At 45.8% G+C, this 23299-nt stretch carries 23 protein-coding genes and 1 pseudogene; 17 read left to right on the forward strand and 7 right to left on the reverse strand.

Annotated elements, in window-relative coordinates; all coding sequences use genetic code 11:
* The first annotated feature begins 107 nt into the window (after positions 1 to 107).
* Positions 108 to 998 (forward strand): DNA-binding transcriptional regulator OxyR, encoded by an 891-nt coding sequence (gene oxyR / locus KW548_03060; GenBank protein ID QXX07070.1) that lies wholly within the window; start codon positions 108 to 110, stop codon positions 996 to 998.
* A 59-nt stretch (positions 999 to 1057) separates the two neighbouring features.
* Here the strand turns inward: oxyR and KW548_03065 are convergent, their stop codons facing one another.
* Positions 1058 to 3568, reverse strand: coding sequence for a PBP1A family penicillin-binding protein (locus KW548_03065; GenBank protein ID QXX07071.1), 2511 nt, complete (start codon positions 3566 to 3568; stop codon positions 1058 to 1060).
* 140 nt (positions 3569 to 3708) lie between these two features.
* Here KW548_03065 and pilM point away from each other — a divergent pair, with 140 nt between their 5' ends.
* The 12 genes from pilM to trpS all read left to right on the forward strand — a co-directional run bounded on the left by pilM (position 3709) and on the right by trpS (position 14441).
* Positions 3709 to 4635, forward strand: coding sequence for a type IV pilus assembly protein PilM (gene pilM / locus KW548_03070; protein QXX07072.1), 927 nt, complete (start codon positions 3709 to 3711; stop codon positions 4633 to 4635).
* On the forward strand, positions 4625 to 5182 hold the full coding sequence (locus KW548_03075) for a PilN domain-containing protein (GenBank protein QXX07073.1): 558 nt from the start codon (positions 4625 to 4627) through the stop codon (positions 5180 to 5182). Before pilM ends, KW548_03075 begins: the two co-directional genes overlap by 11 nt.
* Position 5183: 1 nt before the next feature.
* The gene (gene pilO / locus KW548_03080) at positions 5184 to 5765 is read left to right on the forward strand and encodes a type 4a pilus biogenesis protein PilO (protein QXX07074.1); all 582 of its coding nucleotides are present in this window, start codon (positions 5184 to 5186) and stop codon (positions 5763 to 5765) included.
* Complete coding sequence (locus tag KW548_03085; protein ID QXX07075.1) at positions 5755 to 6243, forward strand: pilus assembly protein PilP; 489 nt, start codon at positions 5755 to 5757, stop codon at positions 6241 to 6243. The genes pilO and KW548_03085 overlap by 11 nt, the downstream gene beginning before the upstream one ends.
* A gap of 9 nt (positions 6244 to 6252) precedes the next feature.
* Entirely contained in the window at positions 6253 to 7599 is a 1347-nt protein-coding gene (locus KW548_03090) for a type IV pilus secretin PilQ family protein (GenBank protein QXX07076.1), read from the forward strand.
* A 161-nt stretch (positions 7600 to 7760) separates the two neighbouring features.
* Positions 7761 to 8279, forward strand: coding sequence for a shikimate kinase AroK (aroK, locus tag KW548_03095; protein QXX07962.1), 519 nt, complete (start codon positions 7761 to 7763; stop codon positions 8277 to 8279).
* Positions 8280 to 8310: 31 nt separating this feature from the next.
* On the forward strand, positions 8311 to 9399 hold the full coding sequence (aroB, locus tag KW548_03100; protein ID QXX07077.1) for a 3-dehydroquinate synthase: 1089 nt from the start codon (positions 8311 to 8313) through the stop codon (positions 9397 to 9399).
* A gap of 41 nt (positions 9400 to 9440) precedes the next feature.
* Positions 9441 to 10934, forward strand: coding sequence for an AAA family ATPase (locus KW548_03105; GenBank protein ID QXX07078.1), 1494 nt, complete (start codon positions 9441 to 9443; stop codon positions 10932 to 10934).
* Between the two features lie 69 nt (positions 10935 to 11003).
* Positions 11004 to 11831, forward strand: a complete 828-nt coding sequence (locus tag KW548_03110; protein ID QXX07079.1) for a Dam family site-specific DNA-(adenine-N6)-methyltransferase — start codon at positions 11004 to 11006, stop codon at positions 11829 to 11831.
* A gap of 102 nt (positions 11832 to 11933) precedes the next feature.
* Entirely contained in the window at positions 11934 to 12605 is a 672-nt protein-coding gene (gene rpe / locus KW548_03115; GenBank protein ID QXX07080.1) for a ribulose-phosphate 3-epimerase, read from the forward strand.
* Between the two features lie 4 nt (positions 12606 to 12609).
* Entirely contained in the window at positions 12610 to 13290 is a 681-nt protein-coding gene (locus KW548_03120) for a phosphoglycolate phosphatase (protein ID QXX07081.1), read from the forward strand.
* 113 nt (positions 13291 to 13403) lie between these two features.
* Positions 13404 to 14441 carry a tryptophan--tRNA ligase gene (gene trpS / locus KW548_03125; protein QXX07082.1) on the forward strand — a complete coding sequence of 346 codons (1038 nt, stop codon included), beginning with the start codon at positions 13404 to 13406 and terminating at the stop codon, positions 14439 to 14441.
* Positions 14442 to 14638: 197 nt separating this feature from the next.
* On the opposite strand, the gene trmL is transcribed toward trpS, so the two are convergent.
* From trmL to KW548_03145, 4 genes are all read right to left on the reverse strand, one after another.
* The gene (trmL, locus tag KW548_03130) at positions 14639 to 15115 is read right to left on the reverse strand and encodes a tRNA (uridine(34)/cytosine(34)/5-carboxymethylaminomethyluridine(34)-2'-O)-methyltransferase TrmL (protein ID QXX07083.1); all 477 of its coding nucleotides are present in this window, start codon (positions 15113 to 15115) and stop codon (positions 14639 to 14641) included.
* A gap of 85 nt (positions 15116 to 15200) precedes the next feature.
* Positions 15201 to 15818, reverse strand: coding sequence for a superoxide dismutase (locus KW548_03135; GenBank protein QXX07084.1), 618 nt, complete (start codon positions 15816 to 15818; stop codon positions 15201 to 15203).
* A 73-nt stretch (positions 15819 to 15891) separates the two neighbouring features.
* On the reverse strand, positions 15892 to 17277 hold the full coding sequence (gene cpxA, locus KW548_03140; GenBank protein QXX07085.1) for an envelope stress sensor histidine kinase CpxA: 1386 nt from the start codon (positions 17275 to 17277) through the stop codon (positions 15892 to 15894).
* Entirely contained in the window at positions 17277 to 17963 is a 687-nt protein-coding gene (locus tag KW548_03145; protein ID QXX07086.1) for a response regulator, read from the reverse strand. The genes cpxA and KW548_03145 overlap by 1 nt, the downstream gene beginning before the upstream one ends.
* 189 nt (positions 17964 to 18152) lie before the next feature.
* On the opposite strand from KW548_03145, the gene KW548_03150 reads away from it, so the two are divergent.
* From KW548_03150 to pfkA, 3 genes and pseudogenes are all read left to right on the forward strand, one after another.
* Complete coding sequence (locus KW548_03150) at positions 18153 to 18650, forward strand: CpxP family protein (GenBank protein ID QXX07087.1); 498 nt, start codon at positions 18153 to 18155, stop codon at positions 18648 to 18650.
* A 100-nt stretch (positions 18651 to 18750) separates the two neighbouring features.
* Complete coding sequence (gene fieF / locus KW548_03155; GenBank protein QXX07088.1) at positions 18751 to 19659, forward strand: CDF family cation-efflux transporter FieF; 909 nt, start codon at positions 18751 to 18753, stop codon at positions 19657 to 19659.
* Positions 19660 to 19946: 287 nt separating this feature from the next.
* Positions 19947 to 20910, forward strand: a pseudogene (pfkA, locus tag KW548_03160) (6-phosphofructokinase).
* A gap of 48 nt (positions 20911 to 20958) precedes the next feature.
* Here the strand turns inward: pfkA and KW548_03165 are convergent.
* Together KW548_03165 and epmB are read right to left on the reverse strand one after the other, a co-directional pair.
* On the reverse strand, positions 20959 to 21468 hold the full coding sequence (locus tag KW548_03165) for an MgtC/SapB family protein (GenBank protein ID QXX07089.1): 510 nt from the start codon (positions 21466 to 21468) through the stop codon (positions 20959 to 20961).
* A gap of 180 nt (positions 21469 to 21648) precedes the next feature.
* A complete protein-coding gene (gene epmB, locus KW548_03170; protein QXX07090.1) occupies positions 21649 to 22671 on the reverse strand; it encodes an EF-P beta-lysylation protein EpmB in 1023 nt (340 codons plus the stop codon).
* Positions 22672 to 22704: 33 nt separating this feature from the next.
* On the opposite strand from epmB, the gene efp reads away from it, so the two are divergent.
* Positions 22705 to 23271, forward strand: a complete 567-nt coding sequence (gene efp / locus KW548_03175; GenBank protein ID QXX07091.1) for an elongation factor P — start codon at positions 22705 to 22707, stop codon at positions 23269 to 23271.
* Positions 23272 to 23299 lie beyond the last annotated feature (28 nt).

Genomic DNA, 23299 nt, shown 5'->3' on the forward strand with positions numbered 1-23299 from the left:
TGTTTCGATAAGGTTATTATTCTAAATTTCCTTTGATAGCTCTAATCGTTTAATGCTATGGTTTTGATAGATGTTTTCTATCGTATCGAGATAGGTAAATTAGCAAGATGAATATCCGTGATTTTGAGTATCTGGTAGCGCTCGCTGAGCACAACCACTTCCGTAAGGCTGCTGAAGCCTGCTTTGTCAGCCAGCCGACACTGAGCGGGCAGATCCGTAAATTGGAAGACGAATTGGGTACTGCTTTACTGGAGCGTAGCAGTCGTCGAGTATTGTTTACTGATGCCGGTCTACAGCTGGTGGATCAGGCCAAACGTATTCTATCTGAGGTGAAAACCTTCCGTGATATGGCCAGTGGTCAAGGTGAAGCTATGACCGGGCCAATGCACATAGGCTTTATTCCAACGGTAGGTCCTTATCTATTGCCGAAAATCGTACCGACGTTGAAGGAACAGTTCCCAGAGCTAGAGCTGTTCTTGCATGAAGCACAGACTCACCAGTTGGTGCGTCAGTTGGAAGATGGCAAGCTCGATTGTCTGGTTTTAGCATCGGTGGCCGAAACGGCACCATTCAAAGAAATTGCAGTGTATGAAGAGCCATTGAGCGTGGCAGTACCTTGCGATCATGAGTGGTCTGGTCTTGAAGAGATCGATATGCTGGAGCTGAATGGCAAAACCGTACTTGCACTGGGTGATGGGCACTGCCTGCGCGATCAGGCGCTGGGCTTTTGTTTTGCCGCTGGGGCAAAAGATGATGAGCGTTTTAAAGCGACGAGTCTTGAAACTCTGCGTAACATGGTCGCCGCAGGCGCTGGTATCACTCTGTTACCCGAGCTATCGCTACCGAAAGAAAAGCAAAAAGATGGCGTGTGTTATGTCCGAGCGACTAACCCAGTGCCTTCTCGAAGTATTGTTCTGGCGTACCGCCCTGGTTCGCCGCTACGTGCTCGTTTCGAACAGCTGGCTGAAGCAATAAAGCAACAGCTTGAAGCCAAGTAAATCCCAGCGAATAAAAAGGGCGGATGTTATGACATCCGCCCTTTCTGTTTTGATGCTGGTTAGAACAGCTCTTCGCTTTCTGCTGAAGTGTAGATACTGTCAGTAATTTCATCCGTGACGAATTCTGTCGGTTCTGTGCCTTCAAGAAAATATTCAAACATCGAACTGGAGTCGAATTTGTTGGTCAGTAGGCCAGAATTGCGATCAATGCGAACACGGACAATATTTGGTGGTATGACTTTCTGCTGAGCAGGTACGCCCGCTAGAGCGGTGTGCATAAAGTCAACCCAAGCTGGCTGAGCAGTTTTCGCGCCGGCTTCGGCACCAGAAATTTGCTCTTTGCCTAAATTGCTGTTTGGTTTGGTCCGGCCAAGCTTGCGGGTATGGTCATCAAAACCGACCCAAGCTACGGCGACCATGCCTGGGCCGTAGCCGTTGTACCACGCATCTTTTGAGTCATTAGTGGTACCCGTCTTGCCACCAACATCGCGACGTTTCAGGGCTTGTGCTCGCCAGCCGGTACCATTCCAGCCGGTACCATCGCGCCAGTTACCGCCACCCCAAATATTGCTATACATCATTTCACGTACCAAGAAAGCCGTTTGCTCTGAGAGTACGTGCGGTGCGTATTTTGGTTGTTGCTGGGGATCAACATCCTGCTCTTGGAATTCGTTTGCTACTGTCTGTGCGGGTTCACAATCTTGGCGGCAGATCGTTTTTGGGGTTGCCTTAAACTCAATGTTGCCAAATGGGCCTTCCACTTTACTGATGTAATGTGGTTCGACGTAGTAGCCACCATTAGCAAACACTGAGTAGCCTTGTGCCATCTTCATTGGTGTCAGGCTGCCTGCGCCTAGTGCGATGGTTTCTGAACGTGGCACCTGATCAATATCGAAGCCAAATCGAGTCAGATACTGGCGCGTTTCATCTAAGCCCACTTCACGCAGCACGCGCACTGCCATGACGTTTTTAGATTGTGCTAAGCCAATTCTTAAGCGAGTTGGCCCGATGTAGGTCGGAGGCGAGTTTTTCGGGCGCCATGCGGTACCTTGGCTCTTATCCCACTGGTTGATTGGTGCATCATTTACCAACGTCGCTAGGGTCAGACCCTTATCGATAGCTGCCGAGTAAATAAACGGCTTGATACTAGAACCAACCTGGCGCACGGATTGAGTAGCGCGGTTGAACTTGTTGTGGACGAAGTTGAAACCACCCACTAGAGACAAGACTGCGCCATTTTCTGGATCCATGGCAACAAACGCTGTATTGGCATTCGGCACCTGGCTTAAGTGCCAAGCCGTTTGCACTTCGCCGTCTTCAACAGGTGTCTCTACCTGACGGACCCATATTTGTTCACCTTCTTCCAGAACATCCGTGGCAGCTTTTGGTGCTGGGCCTTGGCGGTCATCGGTGAGGAATTTACGTGCCCACTTGATGCCATCCCACTCGAGTGTTTTGACGCCTTGGTTTTTCACCCATACCGTCGCCTCTAGAGCGGTGACCTTGGTAACGACAGCAGGAATCAACGACCCATAGGTTGGAACATTGTCCAGTGTGTCATCAATTTTCTGTTCATTAAATGCGGGTTGTCCGCTTTGCCAAAGGACTTTTTCAGCGCCACGGTAGCCATGACGTTCGTCATAAGATAGCAAGTTATTAATTGCAGCTTCGTTTGCTGCGGCTTGCAGTTTTGAATCTACGGTCGTGTAGATATTCATACCTGATGTATAAGCTTCTTCGCCATAACGTGACACCATCCAAGCACGAGCCAACTCTGCAACATAGGGCGCACTGAGTTCGATTTCTGCCCCATGATAGCGTGAGAGAATCTCTTCTGTACGAGCCTGATCGTATTCATCTTGCGTGATGTAGTTTTCATCCAGCATGCGTTTTAACACTACGTTGCGTCGGTGAGTTGCACGATCAATTGAGTAGATAGGGTTCATGGTAGAGGGCGCTTTTGGCATGCCCGCAAGGGTGGCGATCTCACTCAGTGTCAGATCTTTCAGATCCTTACCAAAGTACGTCTGAGCGGCAGCACCAAATCCATAAGAGCGATACCCTAAGAAGATCTTGTTGACGTACAGCGCCATGATCTCTTCTTTGCTTAGTAATTGTTCAATGTGAATGGCAATAAATATCTCTTTGATCTTGCGCATAATTTTCTTCTCATTTGATAAGAAGAAATTACGTGCAAGCTGCTGGGTTATGGTGCTCGCGCCTTGTTTTGCTGAGCCCGACAGTGCCACTACAACTGCTGCTCGGGTAATACCAATAGGGTCTATACCCGGGTGATCGTAGAAACGACTATCCTCTGTCGCGATCAAGGCTTCAATTAAATGTTGAGGAATCTCATCGTAATTGACAGGAATGCGACGTTTTTCTCCAAACTGGGAAATCAGTTTGCCGTCTTGACTGAATATCTGCATAGGTGTCTGCAGTTTGACATCTTTTAAAGTTGCGACATCGGGCAACTCTGGTTTTACGTAGAGGTAGAAACCAAAAATGGTTCCGACCCCAAGTGCCGTGCAAACCAATACGAAAATAAACAATCGCTTTATGAACTTCACCGGATAATCCCTGATTAATTAAGCTTACCGTTATGCAAATCTAAGTATTTTAAGCTAAAAAGTAGCTCAAATCTGTTTATGTTTTCACTAGATCAACGATCTAAGCCGAAGCGCTACGCAAATTTACGGAGCTGAGCTATATGGTCAAATCATTAATTACAGGCATAGATATTAGCCACCAGAGTATCAGAGCGGTGGTCTTAAAGCCTAGAAAAGACACTTTCACACTTGTTAGTTATCACCAAATGCCAGTGGAAGTGGATATTTTCACTGATAACCACAGGCTAAATTATCAGAAAATTGTAAAGAAACTCAAAGAACTAAGAAAGGCTTTGCCACTATTTAGTCGTAAAGTGTGCTTAAGTGTTCCCGACAATTCTGTAATAAGTAAGCAATTACAGATAGATAGCGATTTAAGTGATGAGGAATGCCAATATGTGATCGCTCAGATTTTTGCTCGGCAAACTCCGGTCGCAGTGGAGAAGCTTTACATTGATTTTGTTGCTCTTGCTGGTGATCAGACGCAGGTAAAAGCGAATTATCACGTATATGCGGTCAGAAAAGAATGTGTAGATGCGCGAATAGCCCCTTTTCTCCAGTCTGGTTTTAAACCTATCTTGGTCAACCCATACTCACACAATCTTGCTCAGCTTTTGCGGCATATTACTCGAAGCTCTGGTGAGTCCAAGTGGATGCTGATGAACTTCAATTTAGATCATGTCGCTGTGTGTGTTGAAACTGAAAAGCAAGGGTTTGTATATAAAGAGCTTCCCCTCAACGGATCCGAAATCGCGGTTGAAAAATTGTTTGAACGGCTTCTTATGACGATTAATCTACTTGATCTAGAGCCTGAAGGTGTTTGGTTAAGTGGAGAAAAGGCTTTGTTAGGAGCATTTGCTGCTCTTTTGTCGTCTACACTGGGTCTGGCCTGCGTGGTATTAGAGTTGTATGACTTGTTTGACTGCCAGCAGAGAAAAGCAGAGCGTGAATTTGGATCACAATATGCAATAGCGCTAGGTTTAGCGTTAAGTGGTTTAGGTTGTATGGAGAAAGGTCATGCAGCTTGATATCAACTTGATACCTTGGCGCGAACATCAACGCCAGCGGAAAATCCGCTATTTTGTTTTTTCTTGCGGTTCAATTGTGGCGATAACTGTGTTGATGGTTGTTGCTGTTGAATTATATCTGCAGTCACAAGTTAGTGTTCAGCAATCGCGTATTGAGCAGCTTAATGAATGGAACGATAAGTTAGATCATAAAGTCAACCAAGTGAACGCTGTTGAGAAAGCAGTGGTGGTGCTACGAGCAGACATCGTTGATCTGAAAACGCTGCATGCCAAGCGTTACTTGCCATTGCAGTTGGTTGGCTTACTTTCAGAGTTGTTACCGGAAACTGTATATCTCGACCAAATTGAGATGCTAGGCAGGCAAGTGAGTTTGACCGGTATTGCCGCTACCACCGAGCAAGTCGATCTGCTTCTTGCTAACTTGCAAAATTCACCTCTGGTGAGTGAGCTTAGGGTGCAGTCGTTGGTGAATGGCGTAGAACGCTTTGCGACTGTTTATCAGTCGTTTTCTATGACCTTCAAGTTGGTCGAAGGTCACCTTGGTTGATATGCGCGATATTGATTTAGACTCTCTAGCTAGTTTGCCAAAAGCAAAGCAATGTGGATTGTTTTGCGTTTCTATGCTGATTTTATTGGCATTCGGCTATGTCACTGTGTGGAGACCGACGTTGTCAAGCCTGAGCTTTTTGCTAGCAAAAGAGCAGCAACTGCAAACCATTCTAGATCAAAAACAGCAAAGAGTTTTATTGCTCGCATCGCACCAGACGGAACTTGAGCAACTAGCAGAAGTGAGGGTGCAGATAAAGGAACAAATGGTACAGACTGCCAGTATCACGGACGTGTTGAGCCTTCTAAATCGAATGGCTCAACAGCATTCGCTGTTAATGGAGCGTGTTGTTCAGAGTAATAGCCAATCCACAGGCTCTTTTTTGCAATCATCGCTACAGTTTGAGCTTTTAGGCCAATATCAGCAGATTGCTTCCTTCTTTCACGCAGTGGCGACATTGCCTGACTTTCTATATTTCGATGAGTTGCACTGGCGCCGAGCCGAAATCGACAGTACGACATTGATTTTGACAGGTGAGGCGTACCTCTTGCAGTCTCTGGATGAGGTCGACAGTGCGAACTAGACCATTGGTGTTTCTGCTTATCGCTTTGAGCGGTTGTAAAGCCAATCAGCATCCTCTGGTCGTATCAGAGGTGAAGCAATCATCTGTGGCATCCTCAAAAAAGCCTGGTCCACATCTTTTCTCTATTCCGCAAAATGCCAGCTTATCAATGAGTCGAGACCCTTTTTCGTTACTCGCTATTTCAAAGGCCTTGGGTGGTAACTCTTCACAGTGTGACGAAAGGACAGGCATTGTGGCTGACAAGCAGTCAACAGCCCACCCTCAATTTCGTTTAGCAGGAATCATGACGATACGAGGAGAACATGCCGCACTGATTGAACTACCAAACGGTTCACTAATCACCAAGACGAGAGGTCAGTCTGTTGCCAATAACAGATTGATTACGGACATTAGTGCAGATGCGTTGGAACTTCGTGAGTCTGTGCTGGATGGCGTTGGATGTGTTGTTTACAGAAACATCAAGCTGGTGATCAATTAGGTGACAACGATGAAGAGATATTGTCTAGTGACTTTCGGTTTCGTCTTGCTCTCTACGTGTGTAGATGCTCGCATTGCCTCGTCAGAGCGTTCTGAAGAACTGCCTCAGTCAGAGACGCTATCTGTTAACTTTCAGGATATTTCTGTTCGCCGGGTCCTGCAGCAAATTGCGGACTACAATGACTTCAATTTAGTGGTTTCTGATGCTGTGACGGGCAACATGACACTGAGGTTGAAGAATGTCCCCTGGTCTCAGTTGCTGGATATTATTCTGCATGTGGAAGGCCTTGAAAAGCATATAAAGGGTAATGTGCTTATTGTGGCACCAGCGGCTGAAATCGCTCAGCTTCAGCAGCAGGAGCATGAGCAGGATGCAATGCTGTCGGAACTCTTACCTTTGAACTCAGAAATGGTCCCACTGCGTTTTGCCAAAGCAGCCGATATTGCGGCGATACTCGGTAAACAGGCGGAAACCAGCATGCTCTCTGAGCGTGGTTCTATGTCAATTGATTACAGAACGAATAGCCTCCTGATTCGCGATGTTGTGAGCAATATTCAGGCGATAAAGTCGATCATTGAGGAATTAGATGTACCGGTGAAACAAGTGCAAATTGAAGCTCGAATTGTCAGCTTCAATGAAGGAGACTTACAGGAGTTAGGAGTGCTTTGGGGAGGTGGTAATCGCTCTGTTGAAGAGATAAGAGAAGGCAATCTTGTTGGCCTACAGTTGTATGGGGATAGCGGAGTATCATTGGATGATTTGCTACGCACGAATATTAATAACACTTCGCTATCGACTACGGCTTTTCAAGTGGCAAAACTGGGCAGTGAAACGCTTTTAGATCTTGAATTGTCAGCACTGCAAAGAGAATCGAGAGCTGAGGTTATATCTAGTCCACGCTTGATCACGACCAATAAGCAGCCTGCTTATATTGAGCAGGGAACGGACATCCCTTATTTAGAGGCTTCTTCAAGTGGCGCAACCAGTGTCAGTTTTAAAAAAGCAGTCTTGAGCTTGAAAGTGACGCCACATATCACGGTCGATAATCGCCTAATCTTAGATCTCAATGTTACACAAGATAGGCCAGGAGAAGTGGTGAAAACAGGCACGGGAGAAGCCGTAGCGATAGATAGACAACGGATAGGAACTCAAGTATTGGTCAATAACGGTGAAACGATTGTTCTCGGGGGAATTTATCAGCACAGCATGACAGATACTGTCGATCAGGTTCCCGTTTTAGGTGATATTCCTGTATTGGGTGCACTTTTTCGACGAAATTATCAGAAAATGCGCAAAAGTGAGTTGCTGATTTTTGTCACGCCAAAAGTGGTGGTTCCTGAATCAATCAACAGATAGATAAAAATAAATTTGCATTAGTGTCACCTTATCTAGATAATTTCGGGTCTTATCACGAATTATCTGTGAGGAATAGGTGCTACAAGCATATCTGAAATCAGAAAAAACCTGATTTTCTTGTAGCGATGTCATTGAATTAACGTTGTAAATTAATGCTGAACATGGCTGAAAAACGCAATATTTTTCTTGTTGGCCCAATGGGAGCCGGCAAAAGTACAATTGGTAGACACCTGGCTCAACAACTTCATATGGAGTTTGTTGATTCGGATACAGTGATCGAAGAACGCACTGGCGCGGATATCGCGTGGGTATTTGATGTAGAAGGCGAAGAAGGTTTTCGTGTCCGTGAAGAAAAGGTGATCAACGACCTAACAGAAGAGCAAGGTATTGTTCTGGCGACAGGTGGTGGCTCTATCAAGAGTAGAGAAAACCGTAATCGTCTCTCTGCACGCGGTATCGTTGTTTATCTTGAAACCACAATCGAAAAGCAACTAGCACGCACCAATCGTGACAAGAAACGCCCTCTACTTCAGACGGACGATCCTCGTAACGTGCTGGAATCACTGGCAGGTGAACGCAACCCTCTTTACGAAGAAATTGCGGATTACACAGTGCGTACTGACGATCAAAGTGCAAAAGTGGTAGCCAACCAGATCGTAAAAATGCTAGAAGAACGTTAATACGTTAAATTTTAGCAACTGGAGAATACCCATGGAAAGGATTACGGTCAGTTTAGGTGAACGTAGCTATCCAATCTCAATTGGTGCCGGATTATTTAATGATCCGGCCCACCTTTCATTTTTATCAGCAAAACAAAAAGTTGTCGTGATTACTAATGTCACTGTAGCGCCATTGTATGCAGATAAAATCTTATCTCTCCTTGAGCAAGTAGGCTGTGAAGCTTCCCTGCTTGAGCTCCCTGATGGCGAACAGTATAAGTCGCTTGATACTTTCAACACCGTGATGAGTTATCTTCTCGAAGGTAATTTTGCACGCGATGTTGTTGTCATTGCTCTCGGTGGTGGTGTTATTGGCGATTTGGTGGGCTTTTCTGCTGCGTGTTATCAGCGTGGTGTTGATTTTGTCCAAGTCCCAACGACGCTATTGTCTCAAGTGGATTCTTCGGTGGGTGGTAAAACGGCCGTGAACCACATGTTGGGCAAGAATATGATTGGTGCTTTCTATCAGCCTAAATCAGTGATCATTGATACTGATTGCCTAGCGACATTGCCCCAAAGAGAGTTTGCGGCCGGTATGGCTGAAGTCATCAAGTACGGTATTATCTACGATTCGGACTTTTTTGTTTGGCTAGAAGATAACCTTAACAGCCTGTACGAGCTTGATGAGCAGGCGCTGACCTATGCTATTGCGCGCTGCTGTCAAATCAAGGCAGAAGTAGTGGCTCAGGATGAAAAAGAGTCAGGTATTCGTGCATTACTGAACCTAGGTCATACATTTGGTCATGCGATTGAAGCTGAGTTAGGCTATGGTAAATGGCTGCATGGCGAAGCGGTTTCTTCTGGTACTGTAATGGCGGCCAAAACGGCTCAACTTCAGGGGCTTATCACCGATCAGCAAGTAGAAAGAATTCTCTCTATACTGAAGAGAGCACAATTGCCTGTGCATACACCAGATATGATGACTTTTGACGACTTCATGAAACATATGATGCGCGACAAAAAAGTGCTCTCTGGTGAACTGCGTTTAGTCTTACCAACCAGTATTGGTAGTGCAGAAGTAGTAAAGGGTGTGCCTGAGTCGGTCATCAAGCAAGCGATCGATTTTTGTCGCGATATCTAAGTTCTTTTCTTTAGACAGTGGGCTGTCATTAGGATGGTTAAATGAGTTTGACGCATGAATCCCGTGTGTTGGAGTTAGATTCTCAAGTGGAGTTGCTTGAACGTATGCAATTGCTGACTAACTTCGGTTCAAACTTAGTCACTGTTGGTGGAGCATCAGGAGCGGGTAAATCTTGGCTTGCTCAGCGCTACCTAGAAGCCTGGGCACCAGATAAAAACCAATCTCTCCTGATGTGTCATCCAAATCAGGACGCTCAACAACGCCGTACCATGATTCTAACTCAGCTCTTTTCTGAGCCGATGTATAATCCATCCGATCCATTAACGGAGAGTTTCGCTCGACAAATGCAAGGTGAGGGCTGTGATGTTGTCATTGTTATCGATGATGCGCACCTGTTGCAGGAGTCTTTCGTATCTGAATTATGGATGTTGGTTTTGGAGGCACAGGAAAACCCAGCATGGACAATCAATGTGGTGTTGTTTGCACAGTCGAATAGCCTCGACGTGTTACTGACTCGGCTCAGTTATGGGCAGGAACATAAGCCAATTGATCTAGAGATAGACACATTAAGCCAAGATGAAGCCGATCGATTCTTTGAGCATCTAGTGATTCGTTTTGTCGAAGATGAAAAAGAAAAACGCGTACGTAACGCATATCGAACTGTTGCCCGTCGACCGGGCGAGATTATGGCCTTAGGGGATCACAAAGTGGAAAAGAGGATTATTATCCGCTCAATCATTGGTTCACCAATCAACGTTGCCTTGCTAGTGGTGACACTGCTTGTATTTATTGGCGGTGGTTACTGGTGGATGATGAGTCAACCTTCTCCGGATGAGCAAGCGCAGAAAATGGTCGACGCAATTGAGCAGACCGTAATTCCCACTTTACCTGAAGATTCCGCAGCGGAAAGTACGTTGGCTGATGTTCAAGCGGAAGGCGATGTTATGCTTTCTTCAGCAGAAGATGACTCGGAATCTCTACCACCAGCTGTGACAGAACAAACATCGAGCGTGGGCAACTCGGAAAGCGACCATCAACGTGTTGTTATCACTTCTGAAGTGGTGGATGCCTTACTGGATGGTAAACCAGAGAAAGCGGATACTACAGCCATCAATCAAGTGGTCGAATCGCCTAGTGCTGAGCGAGAAAAAACAGCGACTCCGAGCTTAGTTTCAATAGATTCGGCTGATCAAACCGAAAGTCCTGCGCAGCCAGAAAAAACCATCGTGCAGTTTTCTTTCACTCGAGACGAACTAAAACGTTTTTCTCCGCGTAGCTATACTCTGCAGCTTGCAGCGGTTCGGTCACTGGAAGACGTGCAAGTTTTCCTAGATAAACACCGCTTGGCTGACAATGTGTATATCTATCCCACTGTGCGCAATGATGTCGAGTGGTTCATCATCACTTACCAAAACTATCCAACCATCCAGGTTGCTAGGGATGCAGTAGAAGCGTTGCCTGACGACTTGCAACAGTTGGATCCTTGGGCCAAATCACTTAGTCAGGTTCATCGAGAAATCGATCGAGTGAAATAACGCTGAGCTTAGCGGGAAAATATGTTACATTCCGCAGCCTTAATTTGTGGTTGATAGATAGAGCACTAGATGAAGAAGCAGCGTGCCTTCCTTAAATGGGCAGGTGGAAAATACGGACTTGTCGAAGATATCCAGCGATACTTGCCCGAAGGCCGTAAGCTGGTTGAACCGTTCGTTGGTGCTGGCTCCGTATTTCTCAATACTGACTACGAGCAGTATCTTCTCGCTGATATTAATCCTGATCTGATTAATCTCTATAACTTACTCAAAGAAAAGCCAGACGAATATATTTCTGAGGCCAAACGATGGTTCGTACCAGAGAACAATCGCAAAGAGGCTTACTTGTCTATTCGAGCTGAGTTTAATGGCACCGATGATGTGATGTATCGTTCGTTGGCATTTCTTTACATGAACCGTTTTGGGTTTAACGGTCTTTGTCGTTATAACAAGAAGGGTGGTTTCAACGTGCCTTTCGGTTCATACAAAAAGCCATATTTTCCTCAGGCTGAGCTAGAGTGCTTCGCTCAGAAAGCCAAGAAAGCGACGTTTGTATGCGAGAGTTATACTGATACTTTCAAGCGTGCTCGTAAAGGGAGTGTCGTTTATTGTGACCCGCCATATGCGCCGCTCTCGAATACCGCCAACTTTACCTCATACGCAGGTAATGGCTTTACTTTGGATGACCAAGCTGCCTTAGCTGATGTTGCCGAAAAGGCGGCTAAAGAGCGCAATATCCCTGTGTTGATATCCAACCATGATACGACGTTGACACGCCGTCTATACCATGGAGCTGAGCTCAATGTGGTCAAGGTTAAGCGTACCATCAGTCGCAATGGTGCTGGTCGTAACAAAGTAGACGAACTGTTGGCATTGTTTAAGCATCAAGACCATTGTTAACGACATTTCTCTTTTCTCAACTATCTTCTGGCGTTTAGCTTAGGTAGAATTGCGCTCAACGTATATTCAGTCGTTTTGCCCAATTTATTCTAGAGGTCAGGTATGAAAGATTTCCTTATCGCGCCATCGATTTTGTCTGCAGATATGGCTCGTCTAGGCGAAGACGTGGAAAAAGTACTCGCAGCCGGAGCCGATGTGGTTCATTTTGACGTAATGGATAACCACTACGTACCTAACCTGACTTTCGGTGCGCCTATTTGCCAGGCGTTGCGCGATTACGGTATTACTGCACCAATTGATGTTCACCTGATGGTGAAACCAGTCGATCGTATCATTCCAGACTTCGCCAAAGCGGGCGCATCGATGATCACTTTCCATATTGAAGCGTCTGAGCACGTAGACCGTACACTGCAATTGATCAAAGAGCATGGGTGTAAAGCCGGTGTAGTGTTAAACCCCGCGACACCGCTATCTCATCTGGAATTCATCATGGATAAGATTGATATGATCCTACTGATGTCAGTGAACCCTGGTTTTGGTGGACAGTCTTTCATTCCTAAAACGTTAGATAAGTTGCGTGCCGTGCGTAAAATGATTGATGAGTCGGGGCGCGATATTCGTCTGGAAATTGATGGCGGTGTTAAGGTCGAAAACATCAAAGAGATAGCTGAAGCCGGTGCCGATATGTTTGTGGCTGGTTCCGCGATCTTCAACCAAGCTGACTACAAAGAAGTCATCGACCAAATGCGTGCTGAATTAGCAAAGGCAGAGTAATTGAATGAGCAATATTAAACTTATCGCGTTTGACTTGGATGGGACGTTATTGGATAGCGTGCCTGACCTAGCAGTCGCTGCCGACCAAGCCGTGCAAGCACTCGGTTACCCAGCAGTAACAGAAGAGCAGGTGCGGGATTACGTCGGTAACGGCGCTGATGTGCTTATTGGGCGTTCGCTGAGTCGCAGCCTAACAGTATCGCCCGATTTGGATCCAGAACTGCATGCCAAAGCTCGTGTTCTATTTGATGACTATTACGAGCAAAGCGGACACAAGCTCAGCCACCTTTATCCTGCGGTTAAAGAAACCTTGGCAGAGCTGCACAAATTGGGCTTTATCATGGCGCTGGTTACCAACAAACCTTCTAAGTTTGTGCCTGATGTTTTAGTTAAACACGGCATTGATAAGTATTTTGTTGATGTGATTGGTGGTGATACTTTCCCAGAAAAAAAACCCAACCCACTAGCATTGAATTGGCTGCTTGATAAGCATGGTTGTCAGCCACAAGAGATGCTGATGGTCGGTGATTCTAGCAACGACATCAAAGCGGCAAAAAATGCTGGCTGCCAATCGTTTGGTCTGACTTACGGTTACAATCATGGTGAACCCATTTCTCAGTCACAACCAGATTTTGTTGCGGACACCATCGCAGATCTAGTCGATGTGGTCGCGGTTTCCGCATAGTCATAACAAAAGATCTTCCAAAATACTTGTTAATGAGTACACTGAGTAAACCGTGTGGCCAGAACCCACACGGTTTTTTCATTTTTAGATAAGAAGTCAGAGGAACTATTCCCATGAGCAAACCCATTGTATTGAGTGGTGTTCAACCATCAGGTGAACTAAGTATCGGTAACTACTTGGGTGCTCTACGTCAATGGCAACAGATGCAAGACGATTACGATTGCCAATATTGTGTTGTAGACCTTCACGCGATCACGGTTCGGCAAGACCCGAAAGCGCTGCATGAAGCGACTCTAGACGCATTAGCAATCTGTTTAGCAGTTGGCGTTGATCCACAAAAGAGCACGCTATTTGTTCAGTCACACGTACCAGAGCATGCTCAACTTGGTTGGCTTCTTAACTGTTACACCCAAATGGGCGAGCTGAGCCGTATGACTCAGTTTAAAGATAAATCTGCGCGTTATTCGAAAGACAGCTCAAGCCAGTTTGGCGATGTCAATGTTGGCCTGTTCGACTACCCTGTGCTAATGGCAGCGGACATCCTGCTATACGGCGCACACCAAGTACCAGTGGGTAGTGACCAGAAACAGCACCTTGAGCTAGCTCGTGATATCGCTAATCGATTCAACAATATTTACTCGCCAGAACAGCCAATCTTCCAAGTACCAGAACCGTACATTCCGACTGTGAATGCACGTGTTATGAGTCTTCAGGACGCGACGAAGAAGATGTCAAAATCAGACGATAACCGTAAGAATGTCATTACCCTGCTTGAAGAGCCGAAATCGATCATCAAGAAGATCAACAAAGCTCAGACAGATGCAGAAACGCCACCACGCATTGCCCATGATTGGGACAGCAAAGCGGGCATCTCTAACCTAATGGGTCTTTACTCGGCTGCAACAGGTAAGAGCTTTGAAGAGATCGAAGCGCAATACAAAGGCGTAGAGATGTACGGTCCATTTAAGAAAGAAGTTGGCGAAGCGGTTGTGGCGATGCTGGAGCCTATCCAAGCTGAATACCACCGTATCCGTGAGGATCGCGCTTATATGGATAGCGTGATGAAGCAAGGGGCCGAGAAAGCGTCTGCTCGCGCCGCAGAAACACTGAAAAAAGCGTATCAAGCTGTCGGTTTTGTTACTCGCCCGTAGGCGAATATGCTCAAAATTAATTGAATACAAAAAACGGACTCATTGGAGTCCGTTTTTTATTCCAGTATCGTGTCATTCCATAGAGTGACGCAGGAGCGAGTAGGGAATCCCTATTAGTATTCGACTCACTTTAAGAGATCCCCAATTCGTTCGTGCCTCTCTCTTGAGGATGACAGAGGTCGATCCTTAACTTCGCTCTACTGTGCACCTTCAAATCCCATCTGGCGCCAAGCTTCAAAAGCAATAATGGCGACCGCGTTAGATAAGTTCAGGCTGCGAGCGTCCGGCATCATAGGAATGCGGATCCGCTGCGCCATCGGCATGCTTTCAATCAATTCAGCGGGCAGCCCCCGAGTTTCAGGGCCAAATAGCAGTACGTCACCTTTCTGGAAATTGGCATCAACGTGGTGCCCCGTGGTTTTTGTTGTGCAAGCGAAGATGCGATAGTTATCGCGCTCTCTTTCTAGATACTCGACAAACGCCTGATAATTCGTATGACGAGTGACACGTGCAAGGTCGTGATAGTCCAAGCCAGCGCGGCGTACTTTTTTCTCTTCTAGATCAAATCCTAGTGGCTCGATGAGATGCAAATTGGCACCGCAATTGGCACATAGGCGAATGATGTTACCTGTGTTTGGGGCAATTTCAGGCTCATAGAGGGCGATATCGAACATAGCGTTAACTTCTTATCATTTGCTTGGAAGCTAAGCAGTATAAGGCGGCTTTCAAATGCCGCCAAGTATGAAGTAGTGCGTTTTTTTAAGCGTTTTGAGCTAACGCAATGGCATAGTTTTCACTGACAGCATCCCAGTTCACTACATTCCACCAAGCGTCAATGTATTCAGGTCGACGGTTTTGATAGCTAATGTAGTAAGCGTGTTCCCATACATCCAGCGCCAAAATAGGCTCACCTTGAACGCTCGCAACATCCATTAAAGGGTTGTCCTGATTGCTGGTGGATGCAATGTGTAGCTTGCCGTCTTTCACAACTAGCCAGGCAAAACCAGAACCAAATGTATTGATCGCTGCATCAGAGAACAGAGATTTAAACTGTTCGAAGTTTCCAAAGGTGGCGTTGATTTGTTTAGCTAACTCACCAGTCGGCTCGCCACCGGCATCAGGGGCCATACAATTCCAGTAAAGGATATGGTTGTAGTAACCACCGCCATTGTTACGGACGGCGGGAGAATATTTGGAGATGTTGGCAAAGATATCTTTCAGTGAGGCATTTTCCAGTTCAGTCCCTTTGACCGCTGTTACAAACTTATCAAAGTAAGTGCGGTGATGCTTACTGTAATGGACTTCCATGGTTTTGGCATCAATATAAGGTTCTAGTGAGTCGTAAGCGTAAGGCAACTCTGGGAAAGTATGAGACATAGTAAATCCTCCGTAATTGAAGGATTTACTTTAAATGATAATGAGATCTATTATCAACTGTATTTTTATAAGGTTATTTCTCTGGTGTCAGCGGCAGGATCACCTCTACGCGAAGCCCACCAAGCTGGCTGCGTAGAGCACGAATAGTTCCGCTGTGCTGGCGGATGGCGTTTTCGGTAATGGCCAACCCTAATCCCGTGCCTCCACTGTGACGATCTCGTGCGGTTGAAACGCGGTAAAAAGGTCGGAAAATCGCTTCGAGTTCATGTTCAGGCACACCTTCGCCATTGTCATCGACGGCAATAGTGAGTTGATCTGTTTGGACGTTGAGCGACACTTGAATAACATCTTTGCCATAGTAAATAGCATTGCGAACAATATTGTCTACAGCACTCATGAGCAATTTGGGGTTCCCTGAAATTGTGCGCTCAGGAATATCATCATAGCGGAATGATTTATTCATCTGTTCTGCTTCAAACTGGGCATCAGAAAGAATGGCCTCCCATAAGCTGATAATAGGTTGCTGCTCGCGTTCGACATGGCTATCGACCTGCATGCGTGACAGCTCTAACAATTCCCCAATCATCTGCTCCAGTCTTTGTGCTTCAGTGTCAATCCGAGTGAGCTCAGGGCTTTCTCCTTGTTTTCGAGCAGCAAGAGCGGTGGCCATTCGTAAGCGTGTTAATGGCGAGCGAAGCTCGTGTGAAATATCAGACAGTAAGCGTTGCTGACCTGAAATCATCTGGTTTACTGCCTCAACCATCTGGTTAAAACTTTTACCCGCTTGGCGAAATTCGGAGGTGCCTTTCTCCAGTTGTGGATCAACACTGAATTCTCCATTTGCTACGCGTTTAGCGGCGAGTTCTAGCTTTCTTGCTGGCTGGCTCAGCGCCCATGCAAGCCACAATAACAAAGGTGTACTGACCAGCATTACGGCAAGCAGTAACTGGAAAGGTTTATCAAACAGTCGAATCAGGAAAGGAGAGGGTTGATTCCATTTGACGCCTATGTACATCAACAGATCCTTCTGAGCCAGTGTGATTGGTAATGGCCCTGCAACCATGTAGTGTCCATAGAGTTTTTGTTTTGGATACTCAGGATCTTCGATACTGGTAATAAAATTTTGCACCGCTTTGAGCTTGAAGTCTTTACGATCGCGAGTGGTCAGAATATTGCCTTCTAGATCCGTTAAGACAAAGTGTGGGCGGGGATCTCTTGGAGGACGCTTACGCCCTTCTAAATAGAATATAATCCGGCGTAGATCTGTTTCGCCAGCAAAGCGCTGCTCGATCTTTGTCTTGGTTGCTAACAGCTTTTTGTAATGTTCTGCGGGTATATCTCTTGATTTTCTTGGGTCTAGATGAGGTAGAGACAACACAGCGATCAGAACGAGAAACATGGTAAACCAAAAAATGGCGAAGATACGTCCGTAGAGGCTAGTGATCTTAGGTAGACGCATTAATCTTCCTCAACTAACAAATAACCTCGCCCGCGCAAGGTTTTGATTCGTGATTTACCATCTTGACGGTCCGGTAGTTTTTTCCTCAGATTTGAAACATGCATATCTATGGCGCGGTCAAAAGCGGCTAGCCGTTTACCCAGAACATCTAAACTCAGAGTTTCTTTGGTCAAGGTTTCTCCTGGATGCTGGACGAAGTGACTAAGCAGCGCAAACTCGGTTGTGGTTAGCTCTAAGTATTGTTCCTGACAATACGCTTCCTGCTTACCGGGATAAATTTTGATGTCCTGATAATGAACACAGTCGCTATTTTTAGCCACGCTTTTTGTTTGCGTACGACGTAATATTGCGCGGATGCGGGCCAGCAGTTCACGATCGCTGAAAGGTTTTGGCAAGTAATCGTCGGCTCCAAGCTCTAATCCAATCACTCTATCTATTTCTTCACCTTTCGCTGTCAACATCAATACTGGAGTCTGCCAGTTTTCTCGTAGGCGTTTGAGGGTTTCCATACCGTTGAGTTTAGGCATCATGACATCCAGCAGAACTAAATCTATATCGTCACAAATCGCCGCAAGTCCTGCTTCTCCGTCATTGGCTTCAGATACATTGTAACCTTCGAACGTCAGTACTTCTTTAAGTAAACCAGTCAGTTCTGTGTCGTCGTCAATCAATAGGATATTTGTCATGGAATATATCTCTCTATCTTATCGGTTAAGCTAATATTACTGATTATTCGTTGAGAGCTTTAGTCTAAATTTTGCTCTTTACGATTATTTACGCTCTCTAGACGTCACTTTACGTTGCAGTTCGTATTCTACACTCAAGCGCTGTATAGACAGCTTGATTCCATTCCTCTGGATATGAAAGGTACGATTATGAAAACTGCAAAGAAACTGTTATTGGCGGCGATGATTCTTCCTCTGACTCTGGGTACAGCGAGTGCTTTAGCTGCTAAAGATCATAAAAAAGGTTCTCACGGTGAGTTTGGTTTTGATCGCGGCATCATGCGTCAGCTTGATTTAACAGATGCACAGAAAGAGCAAATAAAAGCGTTGCGTGAAACGTCTAAAACACAGATGAAAGCCGAGTTTAAACAAAACTTCGAAGCTCACCATGCTAAAATGCAAGCCAACAAAGAAAAGTTACAAGCTTTGGTGCTCGCAGATACATTTGATCAGGTGGCCGCGAACGAACTGGCTAAGCAAATGGTAGAACAACAGACTGAACGTAAAGTGAAAATGCTGGAAAAACAACATCAGATGCTGAGTATCCTTACTCCAGAACAGAAAACCAAATACGTAGAACTGCAAAAAGAGCGTGCGGAAAAGCGGTTCAACAAGATGCAAGAGCGCCTGAGTGACAGTGAAGCATAGAGCGATAACAGCAGCGGCCGATGGGCCGCTTTTTTGTATCATTTTTATTCAACAATTGTCGCGTTATACTTAAGGTAATGTTTTTCAAACGCTTTACTTTATGAAACACGAATATGCACGCTTGGTGACACTGGCTGCTTGGACAGCTACGATTGTTGCCACTCTACTGCTGGTGGTAAAACTGGCCGCTTGGTGGGTTACGGGGTCGGTCAGCTTACTCGCTTCATTAATCGACTCTATGCTTGATATTGCAGCGTCTTTGGTCAACCTTTTTGTTGTCAGGTATTCACTCCAACCAGCCGATAGGGAGCACACCTATGGCCACGGTAAAGCTGAGTCTTTGGCTGCATTGGCTCAGGCGATGTTTATTTCTGGCTCTGCCGTCTTTTTGATCCTCAATGGTATTGAGCGCTTCTTCAGGCCTCATGAGTTGCAATCTCCCGAGTATGGGGTGTACGTGAGTCTATTCGCCATTGCTGTCACTTTTGCTTTGGTGCAGTTCCAGAAACACGTTGTTAGACAAACCGGCAGTCAGGCGATTGCTGCAGACTCCTTGCATTATCAGTCAGATTTATACATGAACGCAGCGATCATGTTGGCATTAGGGCTGAGTTGGTTTGGGGTTACTCAAGCGGATGCTGTGTTTGCTGTGGGTATTGGTCTATACATTTTGTATAGTGCTGTTCAAATGGTGAGAGAAGCGATTCAGACATTGCTGGACCGAAAGTTACCGGATGAAGAGTTGGAACAAATCAGAGCGTGTTGTTTATCTGTCGAAGAAGTTCTCGGTGTGCACCAACTAAGAACCCGTATGTCGGGGCCGACACGCTTTATTCAGTTGCATTTAGAACTCGAAGATCAGATTCCTCTGATTGAAGCGCATCGCATCTCTGATCTGGTTGAGAGTCGGCTGATGGAGCAGTTCCCACATGCTGATGTACTTATCCATCAGGATCCCTATTCTGTAGTGCTCGGGCCGGAGAAAAATCAAAAGGCTCAAGATTGGTAGTGTGGCTCTCGAGATATTACCTCAAGCGACAATGAGCCGTTTATTGTCTATCTTTTCATCGAGCGCACAATTCGTTGGTATTCTGATATGTATCAAACCAGTGGCAGCGCAAAGCTGTAATACTCTTACATAAGTAGAAAAGTTACATAATTCTGTGCAAATAAAAGTAGTATTCCTTGGGCGTCAAGGTAACATATTGCGCAGCTATAAGAATCTTGTCGGGAATTTATTTGTAAATTGCTGACGTAAAAGTTGAAATAAGATTCCCAAAAAAATCGAGGGTGAGCATGATTAAGAAGATCGGTGTTTTGACAAGTGGCGGTGACGCACCAGGCATGAACGCAGCAGTTCGAGGTGTGGTACGTACAGCTCTATCGGAAGGTTTAGAAGTGTACGGCGTTTATGACGGGTACCTAGGCCTTTATGAAGACCGTATCGAGAAGCTTGATCGTTCAAGTGTATCTGATGTGATCAACAAAGGCGGTACTTTCCTAGGTTCAGCTCGTTTCCCTGAATTTAAAGAGGTGGCTGTTCGTGAGAAAGCGATTGAAAACCTGAAGAAGCATGGTATCGAAGCGTTGGTTGTCGTCGGTGGTGATGGTTCTTATATGGGAGCAAAGAAGCTGACTGAAATGGGTTACCCATGCGTTGGCTTGCCGGGCACTATCGATAATGATATTGCTGGTACGGATTACACAATCGGTTACCTGACCGCTTTGAATACCGTTATCGATGCCATTGACCGCCTACGTGACACTTCTTCTTCTCACCAGCGCATTTCTATTGTTGAGATTATGGGCCGCCATTGTGGTGACCTGACTCTGATGTCGGCGATTGCTGGTGGTTGTGAGTACATCATCACCCCTGAAACTGGTCTAGATAAAGAGAAGCTTATCAACAACATTCAGGACGGTATCAAAAAAAGGTAAGAAGCACGCCATTATTGCACTGACTGAACTGATGATGGATGCTAACGAACTGGCGAAAGAGATTGAAACGGCAACGGGTCGCGAAACTCGTGCAACGGTTCTTGGTCACATCCAGCGTGGTGGTCGCCCAACGGCATTTGACCGTGTTCTTGCATCTCGTATGGGCAACTACGCCGTTCATCTTCTTATGGATGGCCATGGCGGTCGTTGTGTCGGTATCCAGAAAGAGCAGCTGGTTCACCATGATATTATCGATGCCATTGAAAACATGCAGCGCCCTGTACGTGAAGACCTGTACAAAGTTGCGGAAGAGTTGTTTTAAACGGCAATGAATTGATAAAAACCACCCAATTGGGTGGTTTTTTTATGCTTAGTTCGAAGCATTTTTCTTTCTGACATTTGAACGCTTGCGCTGCTGAATTTTCTGATGCACACCCCGACGTAAGGCTTTAATTCGATTCTCGGCTTTATCGACTCCTAACAGAACAACCAGTGCTAGTCCCGTAAGAACAACAGATTGCTGCGAATAGCCGAGACCAATCATTAGTCCTAATGCTGCCAGTAACCAAATCACGGCAGCCGACGTTACGCCATGAATTTTGCCATCTAATGTCATCATCACACCAGCGCCTAAGAAGCCAACACCGGTAATGATCTGACCTAGCACCCGTGCTTGATCTAAAGTATTAGGTGAAAGAGAGACTGCCATCGACATAAAAAGGTAAGTACCAGCGATGATTAGAATGGAAGTCCTGATCCCGACAGGTTTACCTCGTGTTTGACGTTCGGCACCAATTAGCAGGCCATTGAATGCGCAGCACAAGAGGGCACTCCAATTAAATGGACCAAGGTCGAGCAAGGGATCTGGCAAAATGTGCATAGTATTCTCCTAAACCGCGGAGTATGCCGAGTGGCTTCGGTTTAGGCGAACAAAAGATATTTATCTTTAGGATAAATAGCCGTTAACCGATGGAAGACAAAGCCATCACGGCCAAAATACCGATTGCAATAATTACGCTTACCTAGTCAATTAGAGTAAAACCTAGTTTGCTTTTCACCATCATTCTAAATGCAGATCTAATGGCGTTTTGCTGTTTCGGCCGCCGATTTCTCTGGTTAACTTAGGGACTAGATAACCGGACACTCGTTCAATGACCCCTGCCATGATCTGTTTAGCTTGTTGGTCTGAAACAAAAAAGTGCGCTGCACCTTGCACCTTGTCCAATACGTGCATGTAGTAGGGCAGCACACCCGCATCGAAGAGTGCTTCGCTGAGCGCAACTTGAGCCTCAACGCTGTCATTGACGCCTTTGAGCATTACGCCCTGGTTTAGCAAAGTCACACCCGAGTGCTTTAGCGTACTTAAAGCATTTATCAGCTGTTGATTGATCTCATTGGCGTGATTGATGTGCGTGACCATAATCACCTGCAAACGGGTCGTCATAAGCAATTCAGCCAGCGAGGTGGTTATTCGGTCTGGGATCACAACGGGCAAGCGAGAATGAATTCTCAGCCGCATAATATGTTGGATATCCGCTATTTGATCGATCAACCAACGTAGCTCCTCATCTTTTGCCATCAGAGGATCCCCTCCTGAAAGAATGATTTCATTCAGCTCTGGGTGTTGGCGTATATAATCTAAGCTCTTAGCCCATACCGATTTACTGCCTTTGTTTTCGCTGTAAGGGAAGTGACGACGAAAGCAATAGCGGCAATTGATCGCGCAACCACCTTTTACGATCATCAAGGCCCGGTTGCGGTATTTGTGTAGTAGACCTGGTATTTGGTTGTCCTGTTCTTCCAAAGGATCATTAGAGTAGCCAGAATGTACGTCAAACTCTTCTGAGAGTGGTAAAACCTGACGCAGCAAAGGATCCAACGGATTGCCTTTCTCCATTCGATCCACAAAACTTTGTGGGACTCGTTGGGCGAACAGTTTGCGCGCTTCAAATCCGCCTTGCCAGGGAGAAGGATCAATTTCCAGTTGTAGTAGAAGTTTTTCAGGATCAGAGATCCCATTCGCTAGCTGTTTGAGCCAGTTTTGCTCAACAGATTCGACTTTTCGGGTTATGATGTGCGGCATTAAATTTAACTCGAAGAATGGTAAGAGGAAAAAATGGCTACTGTTAGCACGAATGAATTCAAAGGCGGTCTTAAAATTATGCTTGATAATGAGCCTTGTGTCATTCTCGAAAACGAGTATGTAAAACCAGGCAAAGGTCAGGCATTTAACCGCGTTAAAATCCGTAAACTGCTTTCAGGCAAAGTTCTAGAGAAGACATTCAAGTCAGGCGACACGGTAGAAGTTGCAGACGTCATGGATATCGATCTGGACTACCTGTACAACGACGGTGAATTCTACCACTTCATGAACAACGAAACATTCGAACAAATTGCAGCGGATGTCAAAGCCGTTGGCGAAAATGCGAAGTGGTTGGTTGAAAACGACTCTTGTATGCTGACTCTTTGGAACGGCAACCCTATTGTTGTGACACCACCAAACTTCGTTGAGCTGGAAGTAACGGATACTGATCCTGGCCTTAAGGGTGACACGCAAGGTACGGGCGGTAAGCCAGCAACACTAACGACAGGTGCCGTAGTACGAGTACCTCTGTTCATCTCTATTGGTGAAGTGATCAAAGTAGACACTCGTTCTGGTGAATACGTAGGTCGCGTTAAGTAAGCGTACACTTACTCATGATTTAGAAAAG

Source organism: Vibrio neptunius (assembly GCA_019339365.1).
Lineage (GTDB): Bacteria > Pseudomonadota > Gammaproteobacteria > Enterobacterales > Vibrionaceae > Vibrio > Vibrio neptunius.